This window comes from Chryseobacterium sp. SIMBA_038 (assembly GCF_046535115.1).
In the GTDB taxonomy this organism is placed as follows: domain Bacteria; phylum Bacteroidota; class Bacteroidia; order Flavobacteriales; family Weeksellaceae; genus Chryseobacterium.
Genome location: NZ_JAWRXH010000225.1, coordinates 1 through 264, shown reverse-complemented (window position 1 = coordinate 264; position 264 = coordinate 1). Strand labels below are relative to the sequence as shown.

The window sequence follows — 264 nt, the reverse complement described above, 5'->3', positions numbered from 1 at the left end:
CGATCATGGGGCTCGGCATCCAGGCCGAACTGCTTCCCCTTGTCCGGGACGAACAGGAACGCGATGCGATAGTCACGCAGATTCGAATCGGTACGTCCAGGCTCGCGCATCTGGCGGAGCAACTGCTGACGCTGGCGCGCCTCGCGCCGCAGGCCCCGGAGGCCCTGTCCGAACGGATCGACATTGCCGCGATCGCGCTTTCCGTCGTGAGCGATCGGGAACGCGTTGCGCAGGCGCATCATGTCGACCTGGGGTTGGTTGCCC

At 65.9% G+C, this 264-nt stretch carries 1 protein-coding gene; it reads left to right on the top strand.

Annotation, left to right across the window (positions count from 1 at the left end):
- A partial coding sequence (locus SB689_RS23365; protein WP_410694433.1) for a hypothetical protein occupies positions 1-264 on the top strand: 264 nt, incomplete at both ends.